Origin of the sequence: Streptomyces sp. NPDC079141, from assembly GCF_040686775.1 — a bacterium.
In the GTDB taxonomy this organism is placed as follows: domain Bacteria; phylum Actinomycetota; class Actinomycetes; order Streptomycetales; family Streptomycetaceae; genus Streptomyces.
Window position 1 is genome coordinate 113,253 of record NZ_JBFBLP010000013.1, and the last position, 21,982, is coordinate 135,234.

Here is a 21,982-nt window from a genome sequence, read left to right on the forward strand (position 1 = left end):
GTTCCTCCCGTTATCGCAACCCCGTTCGACCCCTCACTCGATTTTCGGCTTGCCCCGTTTTCATACGCCCCGGGCGGTGGACAATATGGGGCATGAGCCAGCAGGGGGGAACGCCCACCGGTCACGAGGACGACTGGTGGAGGCAGCTGTACGACGACTCCACGCAGGACACCGGCCCCACCGCGGCGCCGGACTCACTGGACGACAGGTTCGCCTCGGCGGCCGGAACGGTGGGAGCCCGCGCCCCGGAGCGGACGCCCGTGGTGCCGACGCCCCGTGCCGCACCGGGGGCGGCGCCCGTCCTGGAGAACGACGGCATCCCGCCGGCGCCGGGCAGCGCAACCGACCCCCCGCCCGCGCCCACGCCGGGCACCGACCGGGCAACCCCCGCCGTCGACTACGTAGGCTCCGGACCGCCCACCTATGACGCCGAGCCCACCGCTCTGCCGCCCGCCGACCCCGACGACCTGGACGATCTCGTCGCGGACACGGTGCTCGACGGGGCCCGGTACGGAGCCTGCACCCTGCGTGCCGTCTCCCTGCGCGGCGACTCCGCCCGCTACCGGGGCGAACCCCGCCGCGACTCCCTCCTCACCGCCCGCTTCGGCACCGGCGAGAACGCCCTGCTCCTCGTCGCGATGGCGACCGGCGCCCGCGCCACCCCCGGCGCCCACCGCGCCGCCGCCGAGGCCTGCCACTGGATCGGCCGTGCCGTCGGCCGCAGCCACGCCCGCCTCGCCGCGGACATCCGCGCCGCCCGCCGCGGCGACCTCAAGTCCGGCCTGCACCGCCTCACCGACCGCAGCCTCGGCAAACTCCGCGCCAGCGCCGCCGAACAGGGCGTCGACCCGGAGGAGTACGCGGCCACCCTGCGCTGCCTCCTGCTGCCCGCCGACCCCGACTGCCGCACCCGCGTCTTCTTCGGCGTCGGCGCCGGCGGCCTGTTCCGGCTGCGCGACGGCGAGTGGCAGGACATCGAGCCCCGCGTCACCGACGTCGTCGGCGAGGCCGTCGTCGGCTTCGGCTCGCTCCCGGCCGAGACACCCGAGGGCGACCGCCTCACCATGGACCTGGGCATCCCGACACCCCCGAGCCCCTACGAACCGGCCCGCCCCCCGGAACCACCCCGCGAGCCCTTCCGCTTCCGCGCCTCGGTCGCCCGCCCGGGTGACACGCTCCTGATGTGCACCGGCGGCCTGGCCGAACCCCTGCGCGGCGAGGCCGAACTGGCCCACCACCTCACCGGCCGCTGGTCCGGCCGCACCCCGCCGGGCCTCGCCGCGTTCCTCGCCGACACCCAGGTCCGGGTCAAGGGCTACGCCGACGACCGTACGGCCGCAGCCGTCTGGGAGGCCTGACCGAGCGGACAGCGCGGGCTCTCAGGGGTTGTACGGCCCCCACTGGCGGGTGGCGGTGTCGTAGCCGTAGCGCGGCAGGCCCTCGATGGCCGTCGTGCGGAACGGGCGGCCGTCGTCGCCGATGGTGACCGTGCCGGTGCGGCCCTGCGAGGACCAGTCCAGTTCGAGGTACCAGCGGCAGTCGCAGCCCCCGGTCCGGGCGCTGACCAGCAGCACCTCCGGATCTTCGGCGGACACCCGGTAGGGCAGGCGCATGGCCGGGATCGTCGTACCCGAGTCGTTGCCGTCGACCGGGCGGGCGAGGGGCCGGTCGATGTCGAGGTCGACGTCGAAGTAGCGCGGGGTCACCGCCCCTCCGCACCCCTGGTCCATGGCATAGGCGTTGCCCTCGGCGGGCGCCGACCGGCCCACGACGCGTACCCGCAGGGCCTCAAGGACCACGGCCGTGGACGTCCGCCCCTGCACCGAGATCCGCACCATCGTCTCCCGCCCGTGCACCGCGCCCTCCGCCGCGGCCCAGCTACCGGCGTCCTGCGGGGCCGGAGGCGGCGGGACCTGGGCCGGCGGCCTGGCGATGACGTAGTCGTGGCCGCAGCCCTGGGCCCAGACCTGGGAGTCGGCGGTCCAGGTCAGCGGCGCACCGGCCACCGGCTCGCCCTGCGCGGACGGGGCGCCGCTGCTCTCCTCGGCCTCGGGCGTGCGCGACGGCTTCGCCGTACTCCCGTCCGAGGGGGACGGCTCGGTCGTCGTGGGGGACGGGGGCAGGGGGCTCTTGGTCGGGCCGGGTGCGGTGGTACGAGGGGTGCCCGCGCCCCGGGCCGGGTCGTCGGCGGTCCTGTCGCCCGGGCCGGTGTCCAGGGCGGAGAGGGTGCCGAGCGTGGCGAGGAGCACCGATGCCACGGCCGCGGCGACCGTGGTCCGTCGGCGGCGGTACCAGGGGCGGCCCGGAGGGGCGGGTTCCGGTTCCCGTTCCGGTTCCGGTGTCGCGTCGGCGGGCTCCTCCGGCGGGTCCGCCGGTTGTGGTGCCGCCGCGGCCCGGGGCCGTTGCCGTGCCGCCACCGCCAGGAGCCAGCGGCGGTGCAGTTCCATGCGCTCCTCCGCCGACGCCCCGCACAGGGCGGCGAAGCGCTCCACGGGGGCGTAGTCCTGCGGGACCGCGTCGCCGGCGCAGTAGCGGTGCAGCGTGGAGGTGTTCATGCCCAGCCGGCGCGCGAGCGAGCCGTAGCTGCGGTCCGTGCGGTCCTTCAACTCCCGCAGAGATTCCGCGAACCGGGCCACATCGTCTGGTGCCGACACCCTTCCCCCGTGTTCTCCCGACCCGGGACGGCATCCCAGGCACCCCATGTACCTGCACGTCAGGCGGCCTGGGATGGTTCCACCACGAGGGAACCGGCGTCCCCTGTTGCGCCCGGGTCCTGTGACCGCTGATGCTCTTGGTGTCGCACCGACGACCGCCGGGCCGACCTTCCGGCGGCGCGGTGACGACGACCCGCACCCATGCACTCACCCACGGGGGACACCCATGCCCAAGCGCACCCGAGCAGGCGCGGTCACCGTACTCGCCGTCGCAGGCCTCGTCGCCGGTGCGGCCCTCACCGTACCGGCCGGCGCCGCCACCGGAGCGGCGAGCGCGCCCCGGTTCCTGTCGGCCTCCGAACTCCCGCCCCACCCCTCGTCCGCCTGGACCGCCGGCAAGGTCACCGACGGAGTCCCGGACGAACTGCGGCTCTGTCTGGACGAGGCGCTGCTCGCCTACGACTCGCGCTACCGCGAGTTCCACACCGACCTCGACACCAACGCCCGCCAGCTGAACGTCCGTGTCGGCACCGCCGCCAAGGCCAAGGCATTCGCCACGAGCCTGAACAAGGCGATCCGTTCCTGCGCCGGGCGCATCGAGCGGGCGTACCCGGACATCGAGGCCACCCACAAGTCCTACGGCACGCTGCCGGTCGAGGAGGGCGCCCGCGTCCACGGCCTGTACACCGAGGCCTCCTGGGGCGCCCAGGACATCCGGCTGCTCTCCGTGGGCCGGGACGGCCGGACCGTCACCGTCGTGGAGTGGGCGCAGATGGGCGACTTCGGCGATGCCCCGGTGGCCGCCTTCAAGAAGACCACGAAGACGGCCGTGAACAAGCTCCACTGACCGCACGACCGCAACAGGAGACGGGGCCGCCCTCCCGCCACGGGGGTCGGGAGGGCGGCCCCGCAGCGGTTGTCCCGAAGTCGGCTACGGCCGGATCGGCAGACGCGGATGGACAGTTGGGCCCATCCGGTGCGGTCAGGACCGTCCGGGTGCCCGGTGATCCGCCCCGGTGGCCCGCCCGTTCACCCGTGGTACGCGGATGCCGTGCCCGCTCGTCGCCTCCGCCACGCCCACCAGGGCTTTCCTCGCCTCGGATCGGCCGGAACCGGCCGCTGCCGCCCGGCGACACGCTGCATGTATGCACCGGCCGGCCCGAACGAAGGGTTCCGTACACCTTCCCGCCACCGTCCCCATGTCGTCCAGGGCGGCCCTTTCCTGGCCGGACACCGGGTAGTTGACGAATCGACATGACTGTCGCGTGCCCGACGGGGCATGGTTCCCGTGAACGTGTTCGAGCAGGAGGGGAACCGACATCGGCACGCGGGCGGGGGTCATGAAGAGGCAGGCACGAGGAGGCGGTCCCACGGCGATCGGGGCCTTCTCGGCGGAGACGACGGAGGACAAGCCCGACGGCCTCGCGCAACCGGCGCAGGCGCACCAGCTCCGGCGCAGGCTCGGGCGGGCGGATCTCAGGGCGGTGCCCGAGGCCCGCAGGGAACTGCGCAGGCTGTTACGGCACTGGGGGAGGCCCGGACGATCGGAGATAGCGGAACTGCTCACCAGCGAGCTCGTCACCAACGCGCTCGTCCACACGGACCACGACGCGGTCCTGACCGCCACCGTGGAGCCCGATGGACTGCGCGTGGAGGTACGGGACTTCGTGTCCCACAGGCCCCGCCTGTGCGTACCGAATGCCGACGACGGTACGCACGGCCGGGGCCTGGTCCTCGTCCAGTCCCTCGCGGACGCGTGGGGAGTGCGCCCGCACGCCGTGGGGAAGGCGGTGTGGTTCGAACTCGACGCCGGTCTCCTGTGACGACGAGAGGGGGGTACGACGTGGAAGTCGTACCCCCCTCTCGGGGTTCGTCCGATGAGGCCGGTCTCTAGCCGAACTGCTGCTCCAGGTCCTTGAGCTTGCGCTCCAGGGAGTCCAGACGCGGCAGGGCCATCGTGTCGTCCTCCGCGGTGAGGTCGACGGTCAGCGAGTCAGAGCCTTTGCGTACGGGCTGCAGTGAGGGACGCGTACGTACGGGCAATTGCTCCGGCGTCGATATGGCAGGCTCCGCGGTGACCCGGTCGGAGCCGCGCTCCACCGCCTGCACCTCCACCTGACGCCCGCCGCCACGGCCGACGAAACCGCGGTGGCCGCGGCTGATGGCCCTCAGCTGGGCACGCTCCACGCGCTGCGCCTCGCGGCGCCGCAGCCGCTGCTCCTCCTTCTTCAGCTTGTCCTCGCGCACTTCCTCGACCGCCTCGTCCAGGCTGCGCACGTTCTCCAGGAGCATCAGGGACCAGGCCCTGTAGGTCTCCCGGGGCGCCCGCAGCCAGCGGACGATGCGGATCTGCGGCAGCGGCCTCGGCACCAGACCCTGCTCGCGCAGGGCGGCCCGGCGGGTCTGCTTCAGCGCCCGGTCGAAGAGCACCGCCGCGGACAGGGACATGCCGGCGAAGAAGTGCGGGGCGCCGTCGTGGCCGAGGCCCCTGGGCGCGTGCACCCAGTTGAACCAGGCCGCGGCGAACGCGAACGTCCACACGAGTATCCGGGAGCCGAGCGCCGCGTCACCGTGGCTCGCCTCGCGCACCGCCAGCACGGAGCAGAACATCGCCGCTCCGTCCAGGCCGAACGGGACCAGGTACTGCCAGCCGTTGGTGAGTCCGAGGTTCTGTTCGCCGAAGCCGACCAGGCCGTGGAAGGAGAGCGCCGCGGCCACCGCCGCACAGCAGAACAGGAGCACATAGGAGACCGTGCCGTATATGGCCTCCTTGCGCCTGCGGCGCTCTTCGCTGCGCTCCCACGAGTCGTCGCTCGTGTCCTTCCCCGAGGAGCGCTTTCCGCGCGCGAGCACCGCCACCGCCGCCAGCGTGCCCAGGAGCAGTACGGCGCCCGGAAGCAGCCAGTTCAGCGATATGTCGGTCAGTCTCATCTGGGGTCCCTTGCATTGGGATAGGGCGTAACGCCCGCCATAGTGGCCCAATCCCAACGGCCCTCAGGGGTTTTCGGGGCAAGAGGCCGCCAAGGAGGTGCAAGGGGATGCCCAGGGCGGCGTTCTGCTCGAACTGCCGCTTGAGGGGCGGGAGTTGAGTTCGAATAAGACTACCCGTACGGGTGGTTCCACGGAAAGTTCCTGCGACGAGTGAGGAAGTTGTGAAACGGCTGTAACCGTGCGGGGGTGGCCTTGGGAGTTGATCTTAGCGGACCGGAGCGGGGTGCACGGTCCGGGGGTGCGTCAACTGGCTGCCGTGGCCAGCAGCTTGGTGACCCGGTCCGTGTCGCAGGTGCGCGGACAGGTGGCGCAGGTGTCCTCGGGGCGCAGGGTGTAGAACATGCAGCAGCTCACCCGGTCCCGGGTGGGCAGCGGCTCGCCGTTCGGGCCCGTGAGCACACGGAACGCCGCCGAGCCGGCGTACGGCTTGGTCGCGCCCGGCAGCAGCAGCTCCAGCTCGCGCATCGCCCGCTCCTCCTCACCGAGGAGATGGGCGACGTACCAGAGTCCCTCCACGACGTCGTCGGTCGCCATGCCCCACAGGGCGCGGCCGCGGCGGCGCATGCGGGGGCCGAAGGCGGCGAGGACGGGTTCGAGGTGGTCGGCGACCGCGCCGCGCACCTCGGCGCGCAGCGCCTCCTCGTCCGGGACCACCCGGGCGCCGGGGAGCGCCGCGGCCGGGTCGTCGGGGAGGCAGGCGAAACCGGCGGTCGGGCGGACGGTCATGTGGCCGAGGGCCAGGCCGGGGGCCGTGCGGTCGTACGAGACGTGCGTCACGGGGAGGCGGGGGACGCGGCGGTGCAGGAACCAAGGGACCGTGATCAGCAGGCAGGCGGGCCAGGCGTAGCGGTGCAGGCCGAAACTGGCGACCACGTCCGGGCGGGCCTGCGTGCCGTAGTCGCGCAGGACCTGGGCGTCGTCCCAGGCCAGGAAGGTGTCCAGGGCGGTGGCGTCCTGCGCGAGCGCGGCGGCGGTGAACCGGCCGGGGTTGGTGGGGGTGGGGTCCGTGGGGGTGAGTTCGGTGACCGCCAGTGATGGCATGACCTCGGTGAGCCGGGTGTACGCGTCCGTCGTGGCGGAACGGGGTACAGGCATCCGGGCTCCCGAGTCACTCATGTTTGAAGGTAAGCCTTACCTTACCCGAGATCGAGTGGATTTGAACTGACGGCCCGTGCGCTTATGGTGCTTGACGGGCGAGTAACAACCCGCCGTAATGACCCCAAGTACCGACACGTCCGGAGGAGGAGCCCGTGAAGCAGGGTGCGCGAGGCTCCGCCGGTGCGGCGGCGGCCGGGGTTCCGCAGGTCCGGGGCGCGGTGGCGCCGCGGGTGCCGGTGCAGCCCGGGGCCGGGGATGTGCGGGGGGAGCACACGCACAGCGAACCGCCCATTCCGCGGCCGCGGGCCGGCGTGGAGGGGGATCGTGCCGTCGTTCAGCGGTCCTCGGTGCGGGGGCAGATTCTCGATGCGCTGCGGACCGCGCTGGTGGCGGGCGAGCTGAAGCCCGGTGAGGTGTATTCGGCGCCCGTGCTGGGCGAGCGGTTCGGGGTTTCCGCCACGCCGGTGCGTGAGGCCATGCAGCAGCTTGCGCTCGAAGGCGCCGTCGAGGTCGTGCCCAACCGGGGGTTCCGGGTGGTCCGGCGCGGGGCACGGGAGCTGGCGGAGCTGGCCGAGGTGCGCTCGCTGATCGAGGTGCCCGTGGTGCTGCGGCTTGCGCGGACGGTGCCCGCGGAGCGGTGGTCGGAGCTGCGGCCGCTGGCGGAGGCCACGGTGCGGGCGGCGTCGAGCGGGTGCCGGGCCACGTATGCCGAGTCGGACCGGGCGTTTCACCGGGCGGTGCTGGGGCTGGCGGGCAACGAGCAGCTGGTGCAGATCGCGGAGGATCTTCATCGGCGGTCGCAGTGGCCGTTGGTCGGGGGGCGGGGGCGGGCCGAGCTGATCGCTGACGCGGCCCAACACACGGCGCTGCTCGACGCGTTGGTCGCGCGGGAGCTGGATGTGGTGCGGGTGCTGGTGGGGGAGCACTTCGCGTAGGTGCCTGCGGCGGCCTGTTGCGGTTCGGTGCGGGTGCGCGTAGCGCCTGGTCGTGGTGGGTGGGTCGGGGCCGCGCCGGGGGGTGTCCGTCCTCGGGCGGGCGGTCTGTTTCTTGGTACGGCAACGGAGTTGGCGCCCGCCGCTGCGGGCGGACACCCCCCGGCACGTCCCCTTCCCGTGGGCCACTGCGGGTCGGCGCCCTCCCCGGCGTTGCGGCTACGCCGTTGCCGCGTCCGGTGGGGACAGCTGGTGGGCCAGCCAGGTCGGTACGCCGCCCAGGAGGCGGAACAGGCGGCGGGCTTCCTCGCGCAGGCGGGAGGCCTCCGGTTCGGTTTCCGTGTCCGCCAGGGACACGAGTGCGGGGGCCGTGCCCACCAGGTAGCCCAACTCCTCGCGGATCCTTAGGGATTCGGCGAAGCCGTGGCGGGCCTCGGCCAACTCGCCGTCGCGCAGGGCCAGTCCGGCGAGGTGGCGCCAGGTGAAGGAGAGGAGGAGGGGGTCGGCGTGGGTTGTCGCCGCCGCGTGGGCCCTGCGGTACGCGGCACGGGCCGCCTGCGGGGAGCGGGCCAGGTTCTCCGCCAGCAGGCCCCGGCGGTAGTCCAGCAGGGCCCTGCCCGGCGCTCCCGGCGGGATCAGGGCCGCCGCCCGGCCCAGGGCCGCCCGCGCCTCGTCCGCCCGGTCCCGCACCGTGTGCAGCGTGGCCGCGTAGGCAAGTTGCCCGCGTTCACAAGCGGCCGCGCCCCGCTCCTCGTCGCTGTGCGCCTGGGCCTCCGCCGTGCGCAGCGCGTCCTCGGCGTCCTCCCAGCCCTGCTCGGTGTACAGACACCGTTCGACCAGCAGCGAGGCCCGTTGGAGTGCGGCGGCCGGGGTGTCGGGGTGGAGCAGGGCTGCCGCGTCGGCCCAGCATGCGCGTGAGCGCAGCCGCCATACCGCGGTCTGGAGTGGATCGTCACCGGCGGTCGTTCCGTTACCAGACATGGCGGTATGCGCCACTTGCCCTCCCCGAGCACGCCATTGAGCTATGAGTGGTCGCCGCATTTCAGCATCTGCGGGCGGTCATGGCCAAGGGGGTGGGTGAAGGAATTCACAAAGTCGTGGGAACGCGCGCCCACTTGGAGGTCAGCTCATCCGCAGGGCCAGGAAGAAATCGAGCTTGTCCTCCAGCCGCGACAGGTCCCGGCTCGTCAACTGCTCGATCCGGCCCACCCGGTAACGCAGCGTGTTGACGTGCAGGTGGAGGCGGGTCGCGCAGCGGGTCCAGGAGCCGTCGCAGTCCAGGAACGCTTCGAGGGTGGGGATGAGTTCGGCTCGGTGGCGGCGGTCGTAGTCGCGGAGGGGGTCGAGGAGACGGGCGGTGAAGGCCCGGCGCACGTCGTCGGGGACGAAGGGGAGCAGGAGGACGTGGGAGGCCAGTTCCTGGTGGCCCGCCGCACAGACCCGGCCGGGGCGTGCCGCCGCCACTCTGCGGGCGTGCCTCGCCTCCTCCAGGGCGCCTCGCAGGCCCTCCGCCGAGTGGACCGACGCGCTGACGCCCAGGGTGACCCGGCCGTCGTCGTCCAGGCCGGCCGCCAGCGGGTCCCGTACGGACTCCAGGAGGGCGTCGGCGAGGATGCCCTCTTCCGAGCCGTCGTGCTCGGCCGACACCGCGGGCAGCGGTACGAGCGCGATCGCCTCGTCGCCGGTGTGGGCGACCGCGATGCGGTCGGACGGCTCCGGGCCCGTGGTGAGCGGGTCCACGAGGATTTCCTCCAGGAGGGACTGGGCCACCGGGCCGCCCTCCACCTCGCCGCCCTCCCACTCGACCCGGGCCACCACGACCTGCCAGTGCGGGGCCGCGCCGAGGCCGGGGAGCAGGACCGGGGCGGCCACGCGCAGGCGGGCCGCGATCTCGGCGGGGGCCGCGCCCGTCTGGACCAGTTCCAGGACCTCCTGGGCCAGGCGGCGGCGGACCGTGCGGGCCGCGTCCCTGCGGTCGCGCTCCACCGCGATCAGCTGGGTGACGCCCTGGAGGAGGTCCAGGCGCTCCTCCGGCCAGTCCCCGGCGTCCGCCTCGACGGCCAGCAGCCAGTCCGACAGGACCGTCTCGCGCACGTCGCGGGAGGCCTGCGGGGAGCGGCCGGTGCTGCGGATGGGGAAGAGCGAGTACACCGTCGAGCCGAGGGTCACCCGGTGCGGGCCCCTGCGGCCCGTGCGGGCGGCCGCCAGGTGCTCGGCCGCCAGCTTGGCGCAGGCGTCGGCGGGCAGGGCCGGGCCCGATGCCTTGGAGCCCGCGATCAGCCGGCCGGCGGGGGACAGGACCCAGGCGCGCAGGTCCAGGTCCGTGCCGAGCAGGTCCAGGACGACGTCCGGACCGCCGCCCGCGGGCCCCGAGGTCATCATCCGGCGGTGGCGGTCCACGACGGCCGCCAGGTCGCCGGCCCGCTCCCCGGAGACCTGCCGTACGACGTGTTCGGTGATCGTCGCGAAGGCCACCGCCTCGTGCACGCCGAACAGGGGCAGGCGGTGCCTGGCGCAGGCCAGGATCAGGTCCTCCGGGACATAGCCGAGCTCCGCCGTGCCGGACGCCAGCCCGGCCACCCCGGCCTGCGCCAGGATCCGTACGAACGGCTCGGAGTCCTCGGCGTCGCGGCGCCAGGCCAGGCCGGTGAGCACCAGCTCGCCGCCGGAGAGGTAGCGGCTGGGATCCCGCAGGTCCGTGGTCATCACACCGCGTACGGTGCGATCCAGCTCGTCTTCGCCGCCGAGCAGCTTGAGGCCCAGCGCGTCGGTGTCCAGCAGTGCGCGCAGCCGCATTCTCGTCGCCGCCGTTCTTTGTCTCGAAATCTACGATGGATCTAGTAAAAGGTGGGCTCTCGGGCCCGTTCGGCGGGCCGGTGAGCACTGCCCGCCGTCCTGTGGCCCACGATTCGGCTGTGTCCCAGGTCACGCGGGGCGTGTCGCACGTTTCCACAGGAAAGCGAAGAGGTTTCTGATGACCTCCGTTCATACGAATCTACAAGATGCCTGGCCTGGCCAGCCAACTCCTTCATGGTTTCCGTGACTGACCCCGGTGGAGCAAGGCGCTGTGTACTGGCCTCACTCCGCGTTAACAGCACATGAACGAGCCGGGCCCGCCGCACACGGATTGGCTCAATCTGTACGACCCACGAGACGAAGAAGAGAGCCGGTCATGGACTTCCTTCGCCCCGCCAGCTGGGAGGAGGCGCTCGCCGCGAAGGCAGAGCACCCCACCGCTGTGCCGATTGCGGGTGGCACCGATGTGATGGTCGAGATCAACTTCGACCACCGCCGGCCCGAGTACCTGCTCGACCTGAACCGCATCGGCGACCTCACCGAGTGGGAGGTCGGCGAGGAGAGCGTGCGGCTGGGTGCCTCCGTCCCGTACACCCGGATCATGGAGGACCTGCGCGCCGAGCTGCCGGGCCTGGCTCTCGCCTCGCACACGGTCGCCTCCCCGCAGATCCGCAACCGCGGCGGCGTCGGCGGCAACCTCGGCACCGCCTCCCCGGCCGGCGACGCCCATCCCGCCCTGCTGGCGGCCGGCGCCGAGGTCGAGGTGGAGTCGGTGCGCGGGTCGCGCCGTATCCCCATCGACGAGTTCTACACCGGCGTCAAGCGCAATGCGCTCGCCGCCGACGAGCTGATCCGTGCGGTGCACATCAAGAAGGCCGACGGGCCCCAGCAGTACTCCAAGGTCGGTACGCGCAACGCCATGGTCATCGCCGTGTGCGCCTTCGGGCTCGCGCTGCACCCCGAGACGCGGACCGTCCGTACGGGCATCGGGTCCGCCGCGCCGACGCCCGTCCGGGCGAAGGCCGCCGAGGAGTTCCTGAACGCGGCCCTGGAAGAGGGCGGCTTCTGGGACAACGGCAAGATCATCACCCCGTCGGTCGCCAAGCAGTTCGCCGAGCTGTGCTCCGGCGCCTGCAACCCGATCGACGACGTCCGGGGCACCGCGAGCTACCGCCGCCACGCGGTGGGCATCATGGCCCGCCGCACCCTGACCTGGACGTGGGAGTCGTACCGCGGCACCGCCGCACGCACGGAGGGAGTCGCGTAATGCGCGTCAATTTCACGGTCAACGGACGTCCGCAGGAAGCCGACGACGTGTGGGAGGGCGAGTCCCTGCTGTACGTGCTGCGCGAGCGGCTCGGTCTGCCGGGTTCGAAGAACGCCTGTGAGCAGGGCGAGTGCGGGTCCTGCACGGTCCGCCTCGACGGCGTGCCGGTGTGTGCGTGTCTCGTCGCGGCGGGGCAGGTCGAGGGCCGCGAGGTGGTGACCGTCGAGGGACTCGCGGACTACGCCAAGCAGCGCTCCTGCGGTACCGATGCCTGTGGTACGTCGCTTCAGGACGCCCAGGGCTGGGCCGCCAAGGGGCAGGACTCCCAGACCGGCGAGGGCACCGAACTCTCCCAGATCCAGCAGGCGTTCATCGACGCCGGCGCCGTCCAGTGCGGCTTCTGCACGCCGGGTCTGCTGGTTGCCGCCGACGAGATGCTGGAGCGCAACCCGAACCCGTCCGACGCGGACATCCGCGAGGCGCTCTCGGGCAACCTGTGCCGGTGCACCGGCTACGAGAAGATCATGGACGCGGTCCGCCTCGCGGCCGCCCGGCAGGGAGAGGCGGTCTGAGCGACATGCCAACGAACGGCGCTCCCACGAAGATCACCCAGGGGTCCCAGACCAAGGGCGGCATCGGCGAGTCCACGCTCCGCCCGGACGGCACCCTCAAGGTCACCGGCGAGTTCGCGTACTCCTCCGACATGTGGCACGAGGACATGCTCTGGGGGCAGATCCTCCGCTCCACCGTCGCGCACGCCGAGATCGTGTCCATCGACACGAGCGAGGCGCTGGCCATGGCGGGTGTGTACGCCGTGATGACGTACGACGACCTGCCGACCGACGTGAAGAACTACGGCCTGGAGATCCAGGACACCCCGGTCCTCGCCCACGGCAAGGTACGCCACCACGGCGAGCCGGTCGCGATCGTCGCCGCCGACCACCCGGAGACCGCGCGCCGCGCGGCCGCCAAGATCAAGGTCGAGTACCGCGAACTGCCCGTCATCACCGACGAGGCCTCCGCGACCGCGCCGGACGCGATCCTCGTCCACGAGGGCCGCGACGACCACCACATCGGCCATGTGCCGCACCCGAACATCGTGCACCGCCAGCCGATCGTCCGCGGCAACGCCGAAGAGGCCGCCAAGAAGGCCGACTTCGTCGTCAAGGGCGAGTACACCTTCGGCATGCAGGACCAGGCCTTCCTCGGCCCCGAGTCGGGTCTCGCGGTGCCGGACGAGGACGGCGGCGTCCACCTCTACATCGCCACCCAGTGGCTGCACAGCGACCTCAAGCAGATCGCCCCGGTCCTCGGCCTGCCCGAGAGCAAGGTCCGGATGACGCTGGCCGGCGTCGGCGGCGCCTTCGGCGGCCGCGAGGACATCTCGATGCAGATCCACGCCTGTCTGCTGGCGCTGCGCACCGGCAAGCCGGTCAAGATCGTCTACAACCGCTTCGAGTCCTTCTTCGGGCACGTCCACCGCCACCCGGCGAAGCTCTACTACGAGCACGGCGCCACCAAGGACGGCAAGCTCACGCACATGAAGTGCCGGATCGTCCTGGACGGCGGCGCGTACGCGTCGGCCTCCCCGGCGGTCGTCGGCAACGCCTCCTCGCTGAGCGTCGGCCCGTACGTCGTGGACGACGTCGACATCGAGGCGATCGCCCTCTACACCAACAACCCGCCCTGCGGCGCCATGCGCGGCTTCGGCGCCGTCCAGGCGTGCTTCGCCTACGAGGCGCAGATGGACAAGCTGGCCGACGCGGTGGGCATGGACCGGGTGGAGTTCCGGCAGCTCAACGCCATGGAACAGGGCACGATCATGCCGACCGGGCAGCCGGTCGACTCCCCGGCCCCGGTCGCCGAACTCCTGCGCCGCGTCAAGGCGATGCCCATGCCGCCGGAGCGTCAGTGGGAGTCCAGCGAGGGTTCCGACGTACGGCAGCTGCCCGGCGGTCTGTCCAACACCACGCACGGTGAAGGCGTCGTACGCGGTGTCGGCTACGCGGTCGGCATCAAGAACGTCGGCTTCTCCGAGGGCTTCGACGACTACTCCACCGCCAAGGTGCGCATGGAGGTCATCGCCGGCGAGCCCGTCGCCACCGTGCACACCGCCATGGCGGAGGTCGGCCAGGGCGGAGTCACCGTCCACGCGCAGATCGCCCGCACCGAGCTGGGTGTCGCCCAGGTGACGATTCACCCGGCCGACACGCAGGTGGGCAGCGCCGGTTCGACGTCCGCGTCGCGTCAGACGTACGTCACCGGCGGCGCCGTGAAGAACGCCTGCGAGCTGGTCCGCGAGAAGGTGCTGGAGATCGGGCGCCGCAAGTTCGGCTCCTACCACCCCGCCTGGGCCACCGCCGAGCTGCTGCTGGAGGGCGGCAAGGTCGTCACCGACGGCGGCGAGGTCCTCGCCGATCTCACGGACGTCCTGGAGGACGAGGCCGTGGAGATCGAGGAGGAGTGGCGGCACCGGCCGACCGAGGCCTTCGACCTGCGCACCGGCCAGGGCAACGGCCATGTCCAGTACTCCTTCGCCGCGCACCGCGCCGTCGTCGAGGTCGACACCGAGCTCGGCCTGGTGAAGGTCATCGAACTGGCCTGTGCCCAGGACGTCGGCAAGGCGCTCAACCCGCTGTCCGTCCTCGGCCAGATCCAGGGCGGCACGCTCCAGGGCATGGGAGTCGCGGTGATGGAGGAGATCGTCGTCGATCCCAAGACCGCGAAGGTCAGGAACCCGTCCTTCACGGACTACCTGCTCCCGACCATCCTCGACACGCCGATCATCCCCGTCGACGTGCTCGAACTCGCCGACGAGCACGCCCCGTACGGGCTGCGCGGCATCGGCGAGGCCCCCACCCTGTCGTCGACCCCGGCCGTCCTCGCGGCGATCCGGAACGCGACCGGGCTGGAGCTCAACCGGACGCCGGTCAGGCCCGAACACCTCACGGGCACGGCGTAGCAAGTCTCTCCGGGCGGCGCAGGGAACGTCACACTTCGCCGCGCCGCCCGGAGTAACCAAGTACCGCACCGCTCGCGGAACTTGGCGCAAGGCAGTCAGTACCAGATCCTGATCGTTCGTCTCGGGCCGTCCCCCGGGTCGTGCGGCCGAAGCACCTTCCCAAATCCCGCAACCGCGCCCGCGGTTGTTTGCGGGGGCCCCTTTGAACCTTGGGAGTAGGCCCACATGACCCAGCAGTCACTGGAGCCGAAGACCGTCGCCGAAGATGCGGGTGAAGGCACCCGCGTCCCCGCCGGACGCTCTTGGCTCGACCGGTACTTCCACATATCCCACCGGGGATCCTCCGTCGCACGCGAAGTGCGCGGCGGCGTCACCACCTTCATGGCGATGGCGTACATCCTCCTGCTCAACCCCCTGATCCTGTCCGGCAAGGACGCGGCGGGCGACACGCTCGCACAGAAGGCCCTGATCACCGCGACCGCGTTCGCGGCGGCCTTCACCACGCTGCTGATGGGCTTCTTCGGCAAGGTGCCGCTCGCCCTGGCCGCCGGCCTCTCCGTCTCCGGCGTCCTCGCCTCGCAGGTCGCCCCGCAGATGACCTGGCCGCAGGCCATGGGCATGTGCGTGATGTACGGCGTCGTCATCATGCTGCTGGTCGTCACCGGCCTGCGCGAGATGATCATGAACGCGATCCCGCTCGCGCTCAAGCACGCGATCACCATGGGCATCGGTCTGTTCGTCGCCCTGATCGGTTTCTCCAAGGCCGGCTTCGTGCACCAGGGCGAGGCCACCCCGCTCTCCCTCGGCCCGACGGGCGAACTGGCCGGCTGGCCGGTGCTGTTGTTCGCCGTCACCCTGCTGGCCATCTTCATGCTCCAGGCGCGCGGCATCCCCGGCGCGATCCTGATCGGCATCGTCGGCGGCACCGTGATCGCGGTCGCCCTCAACGCGTTCGACGTCATCAAGCCCGACCAGTGGGCCAGCGGCGCCCCCGAGCTGCACGGCAGCGCGGTCTCCATGCCGGACTTCTCCCTCTTCGGCGACGTCGAGTTCGGCGGCTGGGGCGAGGTCGGCGCGATGACGGTCGGCATGATCGTGTTCACGCTGGTGCTCGCCGGGTTCTTCGACGCGATGGCCACCATCATCGGCGTCGGCACCGAGGCCAAGCTGGCCGACGACAAGGGCCGGATGCCGGGCCTGTCCAAGGCGCTGTTCATCGACGGCGCGGGCGGTGCGATCGGCGGTGTGTCCGGCGCCTCGGGCCAGACGGTCTTCGTCGAGTCGGCCACCGGGGTCGGCGAGGGCGCCCGTACGGGTCTGTCCTCGGTCGTCACCGGCCTGTTCTTCGCGGCCTGTCTGTTCTTCACCCCGCTCACGGCGATCGTGCCCGGCGAGGTCGCGGCCGCGGCCCTGGTGGTGATCGGCGCCATGATGATGATGAACGCCCGGCACGTGGACTGGGCCGACCGCGCCACCGCGATCCCGGTCTTCCTCACCGTCGTGATCATGCCGTTCACGTACTCGATCACCGCGGGTGTCGCCGCCGGCGTCATCTCCTACGTCGCCATCAAGGTCGCCCAGGGCAAGACGCGCGAGATCGGCGTGTTCATGTGGGCGCTCACGGTGATCTTCGTGGTGTTCTTCGCTCTCAACCCGATCGAGAGCTGGCTGGGCGTCCATTAGCCCGGCCATGATCAAGTCCCTTCCGCACAACCGCCGTTAAGGAGACCGAGAGATGCTGGACATCGCCGAGGAGCTCAACCGGTGGGTCGAGCAGGGCCGTGACTTCGCCGTGGCGACCGTGGTCGCCGTCGGCGGCAGCGCGCCCCGCCAGCCCGGCGCGGCGCTCGCCGTCGACAGCGACGGCACGGTGATCGGCTCGGTCTCCGGCGGCTGTGTGGAGGGCGCGGTCTACGAACTGTGCCAACAGGCCCTTGAGGACGGCGAGTCGGTCCTGGAGCGCTTCGGCTACAGCGACGACGACGCCTTCGCCGTAGGGCTCACCTGCGGCGGCATCATCGACATCCTCGTCGTACCGGTGCGGGCGGGCGACCCCGTCCGCCCGGTCGTCGCGGCCGCCCTCGCCACCGCCGCACTCGGCGAGGCGGCGGCGGTGGCCCGTATCGTCTCCGGACCGCGGGAACTGACGGGCCGCGCGCTCGTCGTCCGCCCCGACGGCTCCTACGAGGGCGGCTTCGGCGCCCATCCCGAACTGGACCGCACCGTCGCGGCCGAGGCGGGCGCCTTCCTGGACGCCGGCCGTACGGGCACCCTGGAGATCGGAGAGCAGGGCTCTCGCTGCGGAGCACCGCTCACGGTTCTGGTGGAGTCCTCCGTGCCGGCCCCCCGGATGATCGTGTTCGGCGCGATCGACTTCGCGTCGGCGCTGGTCCGGGTCGGCAAGTTCCTGGGCTACCACGTCACCGTGTGCGACGCCCGGCCCGTCTTCGCGACGAAGGCCCGCTTCCCGGAGGCCGACGAGATCGTCGTCGAATGGCCCCACACCTACCTTGAGCGCACGCGGGTGGACGCCCGCACCGTCCTGTGCGTCCTCACCCACGACGCCAAGTTCGACGTACCCCTGCTCCGGCTCGCGCTGCGCCTGCCGGTCGCGTACGTCGGCGCGATGGGCTCGCGCCGCACCCACCTGGAACGCAACGAGCGGCTGCGGGAGGTGGGCGTCACCGAGCTGGAGCTGGCGCGTCTGAGGTCCCCGATCGGGCTCGACCTCGGCGCCCGTACGCCCGAGGAGACGGCCCTGTCGATCGCCGCCGAGATCGTGGCCGACCGGCGCGGCGGCAGCGGAGTCTCACTGACCGGCGCCCACACGCCGATCCATCACGACACGGCGTCGCTGCCGGCCGGGCGGATCGGGTCCGTGGCCTGAGCGGCGGAGCGCCGTACCGCGGGCTGGTCCGGCCAGGCGAAGGCGTAGTCCGGGTCGCCGCCCCGCTCCAGCCGTACGAAGCGCAGCAGTTCGCGCACGATGCCCGCGTTGCCCATCGCCCAGCCGGTGCACGGCTCCAGCTCGCTCGGGTCGGCGCGGTGCTCGACGTTCGACCAGCGCGCGCCGTCCGTGTCGCGGACGGCCCGCGCGGTGAGGTCCGCGACCAGCAGCCGGGCGAAGTCCGGGGCGTCGCCCTGTTCGGCGATCCGGTCCGAGGCGAGGGCCAGGACGCCCGCCGTGCCGCAGCAGCGGCCGTTGTTGTCCCAGAAACCGGGGCGCAGCCGCTCGGGCAGTCCGGAGCGGGTGACGGTGTGCCAGCAGCGGTCGGCGAGCGCCGGCCAGACGGGGCCGCCGAAGAGATCCCGCAGCAGCCGGAAGACCTGGGCGTCGCCGGCCGGGCCGTGACACCACCCGAAGCTGTACCGCGGGGTCCGCTCGGGGGCGTGCGCAGGGTCGGAGTGGGGCACCAGAAAGCCCTCGGGACCGGCCTCGTCACGGGAGACGACGTCCGCGACCCCCTCCAGCGCGAGCTTGACCAGGTCCGTCCGGCCGGTCGCGACACCCACCGAGGCCAGCCCGCAGACGACGCCCAGCGTGCCGTGCGAGATGTGGTGCATCCGGCCGGGCACCTCGGGCTTGAAGGGCCACTGGACGCCCGTCGCGGTCCGCTCCGCCGTGCGCAGATACGGCTCCACCGCGCGTACGGCCAGGTCGACGTCCCCGAGCAGCAGCGCACCGAGGCCGATCCCGGCGTTGCCGCCCATCAGCTCGAACAGCTCGCCCCAGCGGGTCCCGTCGAACCGTGCCCGCACGAGCCCCATGGCCCGGTCCGCCGCGACGCCCGCCGCGGGGTCGCCCAGCTCGTCGTGAACGGCCCGCAGGGCAAGGGCCATTCCGGTGCGGCCGAAGTACAGGGAGTCGTCCTCCCAGCCGTCCACCGAGGCGGCGAGACCCCGGGCCGCACGCACGGCGGCGTCGCCGTAGGAGTCGTCACCGAAGTGCCGCCGCGCCTCCAGCAGCACCGGCACGACGCTCGCCGTACCGCTGTAGAGGATGGGGTTGAGTGCGGGGTCGGAGGGGCGGGTGGGCCAGCCGAGGCCGCCGTCGTCGTGCTCCCGCGCCACGTCCAGGAGCCAGCGCAGGCCGTCCGCCGCCAGCTCCTCGACCTCGTCAACTTCCTTGGTGGTCATGGTCCTCACTCTGGCACGCGGCCGTCACGGCCGTCTCAGCAGGCGGTTCACCGCACGCCCGAACACATACGTCGCCGCTGCCCGCAGCGGTTTGTCGAAGAACCCCGGGAGCAGACGCACCCGTAGCTCCTCGCGCCACACGACACGCGCCCGGCCGCCGGGACCGGGCCGCACCTCGATCTCCGCCCAGCCCCGCACCATCCGGCCCCGCTTCTCCAGACGGCACAGACCGGGCGTGTCCTCCGCAGGCGGCTGCCACACGGTGACCTCCATCCGGTCGTCGAAGGAGAGCGGGCCGAGCCCCGAACGCGCCACGAACACCGTGCCTTCACCAGTTGGGCCGGGCGTCAGCACCGTGACGCGGGTCAGCGGGACCACCTCGCCGTGGCGGGGCCACTGCGTGAGGCGGCGCCAGGCCTCGGACGGGGAGAGGGGTGCCGTGCGTTCGAGCAGGAAGTTGACCACAGGACGATCTTAGGGAATCCGGCCTGCTCAGCGGCGTACTCGTGGACGTCTCACGCACTTGGGGCAACGCGGGGTCGTCGGGCGGACGTACAGCGGGCGTGGACGCGCGCGAAGTCCCGTCCGGGAGCGCGCGCGGGCCCTACCCTTCGTCCAGGACCAGGCGTTCCAGGGGGAGTTGGTCGTCATGCCACTGAAGTCCTACGGCGTTCTCATCACACGGGCGGTCGACACCCGGCGCGAGGGCGCCGTCGACACCCCGCACTACCAGATCCATCTGACGGACGATCACGGCACCCAGTACCGGGCCTCGGTGAACGTCCTGTCCCAGCAACAGCCCTCCGAACTGCTGTACTTCGTCGCCGACGACTTCCGGCACCCGGTCGCCGCCCGGCTGGCGGGCCTGCCGAGCGGCTGGAACGCGCTGCCGTCCGGCTCCGACGGGCCGAACCTCGACTTCGTGCGCGGCAACCTCTTCGACCCGGCCCGGATGCGCAAGCTGCCGCCCGACCTGGCCGGCCCCGACAACGACCTCGCCGACCTCCTCGACCACTACGTGCGGCGCGCGGTCGACGACCCCGAGGCCCGCCTGTACGTCTTCGGCGAGCGCTGGGGGCCCGAACAGGCACTACGGGACAAGGTGTTCGGCTTCCTGCCAGGCAACGGCGTCCACGACATCCATATGAACCAGGGCAACAGCCGTCGCTTCCGCGGCGACGACGGCGTCCGGCAGGACGGCGCGATCCTGCTGCACTTCCCGGCGCAGGAGCGCTGGGTCGGCATCTTCCTCGCCTTCCAGAGCCAGTCCTGGCACACCGACGACACCACCGGCCACGCCCTCGACGCGGTCGACGGCACCCGCCCCGAGCCAGGCACCCGGCCCGTCCGGATCGTCGCCGCCCTGGTCAACCCGCGCGGTCCGGCGCCCGAGGCGGAGAGCGTGACCCTGCTCAACGCCTCGCCCGACCCCGTCGACCTGACCGGGTGGACCCTCGGCGGCCGGCAGGGCAGGCGCGCGCCGGTACCGGCCGGCCCGCTGGCCGCGGGCGACTGCCTGCGAATCGCCCTCACCGAGGACACCGAACTCGGCAACCGCGGCGGCGAGATCAACCTCTTCGACCCGAAGGGCCTGAAGGTGCACGGCGTCTCCTACACCGCCGCCCAGGCGGCCCGGGAGGGCTGGTCCGTCGTCTTCTGACGCGGCGGCCGAATGCCGCCTACCGAACCCGCACATGCGTACGGCACCATGAGCGCGACCGCTCCACCGGCCGGAGGGCGTCTCGTGGACCGCGAACCGCACGGCAGACGCGACGCGTTGGCGCGCGACCCGTACCCGCACTACGAGCGCGCCCGGCACGCCCAGGGGTTGACCCGCGTCGCCGAGCTGGACGCCTGGATGGTCGCCCGCGACGCCGACGTCCGTGAGGTGCTGCGCCGCCCCGAGGACTTCTCGTCGGCGAACGCGCTCAGGCCCGATGTGCTGCCCTCGCCCGCCGCGCTCGCCGTCCTCGGCCGCGGGTTCGGCGGACGCCCCGTCGTCGTCACCGCCGACGGGGCCCTGCACCAGCGGCTGCGCGCCCCGATCGTGCGTGGCCTCTCACCGGCGCGCGTCAGCGCCGTCCTGCCGTACGCCGCCGAGCGGGCCGCCGCCCTGGTGGCCGCCTTCGCCGAGGACGGGCAGGCGGAGCTGATGGCCGCCTATGCCCGCCGGCTCCCCGGCGAGGTCATCGGCCGGATCGTCGGCCTCGACCCCGGGGACGTACCGGCCGTCGTGCACGGCGGGTACCGCGCCGAGGAACTGCTGTTCCGGCCCCTGCGGGAGGCCGAGCAGGTCGCCGCGGCCGAGGACGTGGTCGCCATGCAGCAGCTCCTCGACCGTCAGGTCCGCGAGCGGCACGCCCGCCCGCGCGAGGACCTGTGCACGGAGCTCGTGGCGTCCGTGCGCCGCCCCGGGGAGGGCGAGCTGACCCTGGAGGAGCGCCATGAACTCGTCGCCCACCTCCAGAACCTGCTGATCGCCGGGCACCTGACCACCACGGCCCTGATCGGCACCACGGTGCTGCACCTGCTGCGCCACCCGGCCCAGTGGCGGCTGCTGTGCGCGGAACCCGACCGCATCCCGGCGGCCGTGGAGGAGGCCGCCCGCTACGACAGCGCCCTCCAGGGCTTCCGCCGGGTCACCACCCGCCCGGTCACCCTCGCCGGCACCGAACTGCCCGCGGGGGCGGCGCTGTTCGTGGCGTTCGGCGGGGCCAACCGGGACCCGGCCCGCCATGCGCGCCCCGACGCGTTCGACATCACCCGCTCCCCGGGTCGCCATCTCGCCTTCGGCCTGGGCGCCCACGGCTGCCCCGGCGACCGGCTCGCGCGCGAACAGCTGCGGCTCACCCTGGAGGAGCTGACGCGCCGCCTGCCCGGTCTGCGGCTGGCGGCGGACCACCCGGTCGTCATGCGGCCCACGATGATCCACCGCTCTCCCTACCGGCTGCGCCTGACCTGGTAATTCAGCCTGCCGCACCCTCCGTGTATCCCATGTAATTCTGCATTTCCGGGACCGGGTGTGGAGTTGTGGCCGATGGACTGTATTCCGGGTGGCTCCAATTCCGCTCGAATATGAGTCGAATTTCTTTCGTGGTGCACTTAGTGGCGGAAATTGCACCCGTCGTGACCTGGTGATTTACTA

At 72.3% G+C, this 21,982-nt stretch carries 18 protein-coding genes; 11 read left to right on the plus strand and 7 right to left on the minus strand.

All coding sequences use genetic code 11. The features are described 5' to 3' along the window. Positions 1-92 precede the first annotated feature (92 nt). Entirely contained in the window at positions 93-1,358 is a 1,266-nt protein-coding gene (locus AB0Q90_RS29730; protein ID WP_363158594.1) for a protein phosphatase 2C domain-containing protein, read from the plus strand. Between the two features lie 21 nt (positions 1,359-1,379). Here AB0Q90_RS29730 and AB0Q90_RS29735 read toward each other — a convergent pair whose 3' ends face one another. Then, complete coding sequence (locus AB0Q90_RS29735) at positions 1,380-2,654, minus strand: helix-turn-helix domain-containing protein (protein ID WP_363158593.1); 1,275 nt, start codon at positions 2,652-2,654, stop codon at positions 1,380-1,382. A gap of 226 nt (positions 2,655-2,880) precedes the next feature. On the opposite strand from AB0Q90_RS29735, the gene AB0Q90_RS29740 reads away from it, so the two are divergent. Together AB0Q90_RS29740 and AB0Q90_RS29745 are read left to right on the plus strand one after the other, a co-directional pair. Then, the gene (locus AB0Q90_RS29740; protein ID WP_363158592.1) at positions 2,881-3,501 is read left to right on the plus strand and encodes a hypothetical protein; all 621 of its coding nucleotides are present in this window, start codon (positions 2,881-2,883) and stop codon (positions 3,499-3,501) included. 493 nt (positions 3,502-3,994) lie between these two features. Then, positions 3,995-4,477: an ATP-binding protein gene (locus tag AB0Q90_RS29745; RefSeq protein WP_363158591.1), complete on the plus strand. Its 483-nt coding sequence runs from the start codon at positions 3,995-3,997 to the stop codon at positions 4,475-4,477. A gap of 67 nt (positions 4,478-4,544) precedes the next feature. On the opposite strand, the gene AB0Q90_RS29750 is transcribed toward AB0Q90_RS29745, so the two are convergent. Then, positions 4,545-5,585 (minus strand): DUF2637 domain-containing protein, encoded by a 1,041-nt coding sequence (locus AB0Q90_RS29750; RefSeq protein ID WP_363158590.1) that lies wholly within the window; start codon positions 5,583-5,585, stop codon positions 4,545-4,547. A 303-nt stretch (positions 5,586-5,888) separates the two neighbouring features. Continuing rightward, positions 5,889-6,740: a (2Fe-2S)-binding protein gene (locus AB0Q90_RS29755; protein WP_363158589.1), complete on the minus strand. Its 852-nt coding sequence runs from the start codon at positions 6,738-6,740 to the stop codon at positions 5,889-5,891. 155 nt (positions 6,741-6,895) lie between these two features. Between AB0Q90_RS29755 and AB0Q90_RS29760 the strand changes: the two genes are divergently transcribed. Further along, positions 6,896-7,678: a GntR family transcriptional regulator gene (locus AB0Q90_RS29760; protein WP_363158588.1), complete on the plus strand. Its 783-nt coding sequence runs from the start codon at positions 6,896-6,898 to the stop codon at positions 7,676-7,678. Between the two features lie 216 nt (positions 7,679-7,894). On the opposite strand, the gene AB0Q90_RS29765 is transcribed toward AB0Q90_RS29760, so the two are convergent. Both AB0Q90_RS29765 and AB0Q90_RS29770 read right to left on the minus strand, forming a co-directional pair. Then, on the minus strand, positions 7,895-8,671 hold the full coding sequence (locus AB0Q90_RS29765) for a hypothetical protein (RefSeq protein ID WP_363158587.1): 777 nt from the start codon (positions 8,669-8,671) through the stop codon (positions 7,895-7,897). A 126-nt stretch (positions 8,672-8,797) separates the two neighbouring features. Then, the gene (locus AB0Q90_RS29770) at positions 8,798-10,471 is read right to left on the minus strand and encodes a PucR family transcriptional regulator ligand-binding domain-containing protein (RefSeq protein WP_363158586.1); all 1,674 of its coding nucleotides are present in this window, start codon (positions 10,469-10,471) and stop codon (positions 8,798-8,800) included. 376 nt (positions 10,472-10,847) lie between these two features. On the opposite strand from AB0Q90_RS29770, the gene AB0Q90_RS29775 reads away from it, so the two are divergent. The 5 genes from AB0Q90_RS29775 to AB0Q90_RS29795 all read left to right on the plus strand — a co-directional run bounded on the left by AB0Q90_RS29775 (position 10,848) and on the right by AB0Q90_RS29795 (position 17,587). Further along, positions 10,848-11,738, plus strand: coding sequence for a xanthine dehydrogenase family protein subunit M (locus AB0Q90_RS29775; RefSeq protein WP_363158585.1), 891 nt, complete (start codon positions 10,848-10,850; stop codon positions 11,736-11,738). Further along, positions 11,738-12,310, plus strand: coding sequence for a (2Fe-2S)-binding protein (locus AB0Q90_RS29780; protein ID WP_363158583.1), 573 nt, complete (start codon positions 11,738-11,740; stop codon positions 12,308-12,310). The genes AB0Q90_RS29775 and AB0Q90_RS29780 overlap by 1 nt, the downstream gene beginning before the upstream one ends. A 5-nt stretch (positions 12,311-12,315) precedes the next feature. Then, entirely contained in the window at positions 12,316-14,700 is a 2,385-nt protein-coding gene (locus AB0Q90_RS29785) for a molybdopterin cofactor-binding domain-containing protein (RefSeq protein ID WP_363158582.1), read from the plus strand. A 225-nt stretch (positions 14,701-14,925) separates the two neighbouring features. Then, complete coding sequence (locus AB0Q90_RS29790) at positions 14,926-16,383, plus strand: NCS2 family permease (RefSeq protein ID WP_363158581.1); 1,458 nt, start codon at positions 14,926-14,928, stop codon at positions 16,381-16,383. 52 nt (positions 16,384-16,435) lie between these two features. Beyond that, entirely contained in the window at positions 16,436-17,587 is a 1,152-nt protein-coding gene (locus AB0Q90_RS29795; protein WP_363158580.1) for an XdhC/CoxI family protein, read from the plus strand. Here AB0Q90_RS29795 and AB0Q90_RS29800 read toward each other — a convergent pair. Together AB0Q90_RS29800 and AB0Q90_RS29805 are read right to left on the minus strand one after the other, a co-directional pair. Then, entirely contained in the window at positions 17,539-18,837 is a 1,299-nt protein-coding gene (locus tag AB0Q90_RS29800) for a lanthionine synthetase LanC family protein (RefSeq protein WP_363158579.1), read from the minus strand. The two genes, AB0Q90_RS29795 and AB0Q90_RS29800, sit on opposite strands and share 49 nt — an antisense overlap. A gap of 24 nt (positions 18,838-18,861) precedes the next feature. Beyond that, complete coding sequence (locus AB0Q90_RS29805; protein WP_363158578.1) at positions 18,862-19,302, minus strand: SRPBCC family protein; 441 nt, start codon at positions 19,300-19,302, stop codon at positions 18,862-18,864. A 184-nt stretch (positions 19,303-19,486) separates the two neighbouring features. Here AB0Q90_RS29805 and AB0Q90_RS29810 point away from each other — a divergent pair, with 184 nt between their 5' ends. Both AB0Q90_RS29810 and AB0Q90_RS29815 read left to right on the plus strand, forming a co-directional pair. Then, positions 19,487-20,497 carry a DUF2278 family protein gene (locus tag AB0Q90_RS29810; RefSeq protein WP_363158577.1) on the plus strand — a complete coding sequence of 337 codons (1,011 nt, stop codon included), beginning with the start codon at positions 19,487-19,489 and terminating at the stop codon, positions 20,495-20,497. A gap of 84 nt (positions 20,498-20,581) precedes the next feature. Continuing rightward, on the plus strand, positions 20,582-21,802 hold the full coding sequence (locus tag AB0Q90_RS29815; protein WP_363158576.1) for a cytochrome P450: 1,221 nt from the start codon (positions 20,582-20,584) through the stop codon (positions 21,800-21,802). The last annotated feature ends 180 nt before the right edge of the window (positions 21,803-21,982 follow it).

What these genes read in the sequence shown, in the direction of transcription:
- AB0Q90_RS29730 (WP_363158594.1), top strand. Translation starts at nt 93, where the DNA reads ATGAGCCAGCAGGGGGGAACGCCCACCGGTCACGAGGACGACTGGTGG.
- AB0Q90_RS29740 (WP_363158592.1), top strand. Translation starts at nt 2,881, where the DNA reads ATGCCCAAGCGCACCCGAGCAGGCGCGGTCACCGTACTCGCCGTCGCA.
- AB0Q90_RS29745 (WP_363158591.1), top strand. Translation starts at nt 3,995, where the DNA reads ATGAAGAGGCAGGCACGAGGAGGCGGTCCCACGGCGATCGGGGCCTTC.
- AB0Q90_RS29750 (WP_363158590.1), bottom strand. Translation starts at nt 5,585, where the DNA reads ATGAGACTGACCGACATATCGCTGAACTGGCTGCTTCCGGGCGCCGTA.
- AB0Q90_RS29755 (WP_363158589.1), bottom strand. Translation starts at nt 6,740, where the DNA reads ATGCCTGTACCCCGTTCCGCCACGACGGACGCGTACACCCGGCTCACC.
- AB0Q90_RS29770 (WP_363158586.1), bottom strand. Translation starts at nt 10,471, where the DNA reads ATGCGGCTGCGCGCACTGCTGGACACCGACGCGCTGGGCCTCAAGCTG.
- AB0Q90_RS29775 (WP_363158585.1), top strand. Translation starts at nt 10,848, where the DNA reads ATGGACTTCCTTCGCCCCGCCAGCTGGGAGGAGGCGCTCGCCGCGAAG.
- AB0Q90_RS29780 (WP_363158583.1), top strand. Translation starts at nt 11,738, where the DNA reads ATGCGCGTCAATTTCACGGTCAACGGACGTCCGCAGGAAGCCGACGAC.
- AB0Q90_RS29785 (WP_363158582.1), top strand. Translation starts at nt 12,316, where the DNA reads ATGCCAACGAACGGCGCTCCCACGAAGATCACCCAGGGGTCCCAGACC.
- AB0Q90_RS29790 (WP_363158581.1), top strand. Translation starts at nt 14,926, where the DNA reads ATGACCCAGCAGTCACTGGAGCCGAAGACCGTCGCCGAAGATGCGGGT.
- AB0Q90_RS29795 (WP_363158580.1), top strand. Translation starts at nt 16,436, where the DNA reads ATGCTGGACATCGCCGAGGAGCTCAACCGGTGGGTCGAGCAGGGCCGT.
- AB0Q90_RS29800 (WP_363158579.1), bottom strand. Translation starts at nt 18,837, where the DNA reads ATGACCACCAAGGAAGTTGACGAGGTCGAGGAGCTGGCGGCGGACGGC.
- AB0Q90_RS29810 (WP_363158577.1), top strand. Translation starts at nt 19,487, where the DNA reads ATGCCACTGAAGTCCTACGGCGTTCTCATCACACGGGCGGTCGACACC.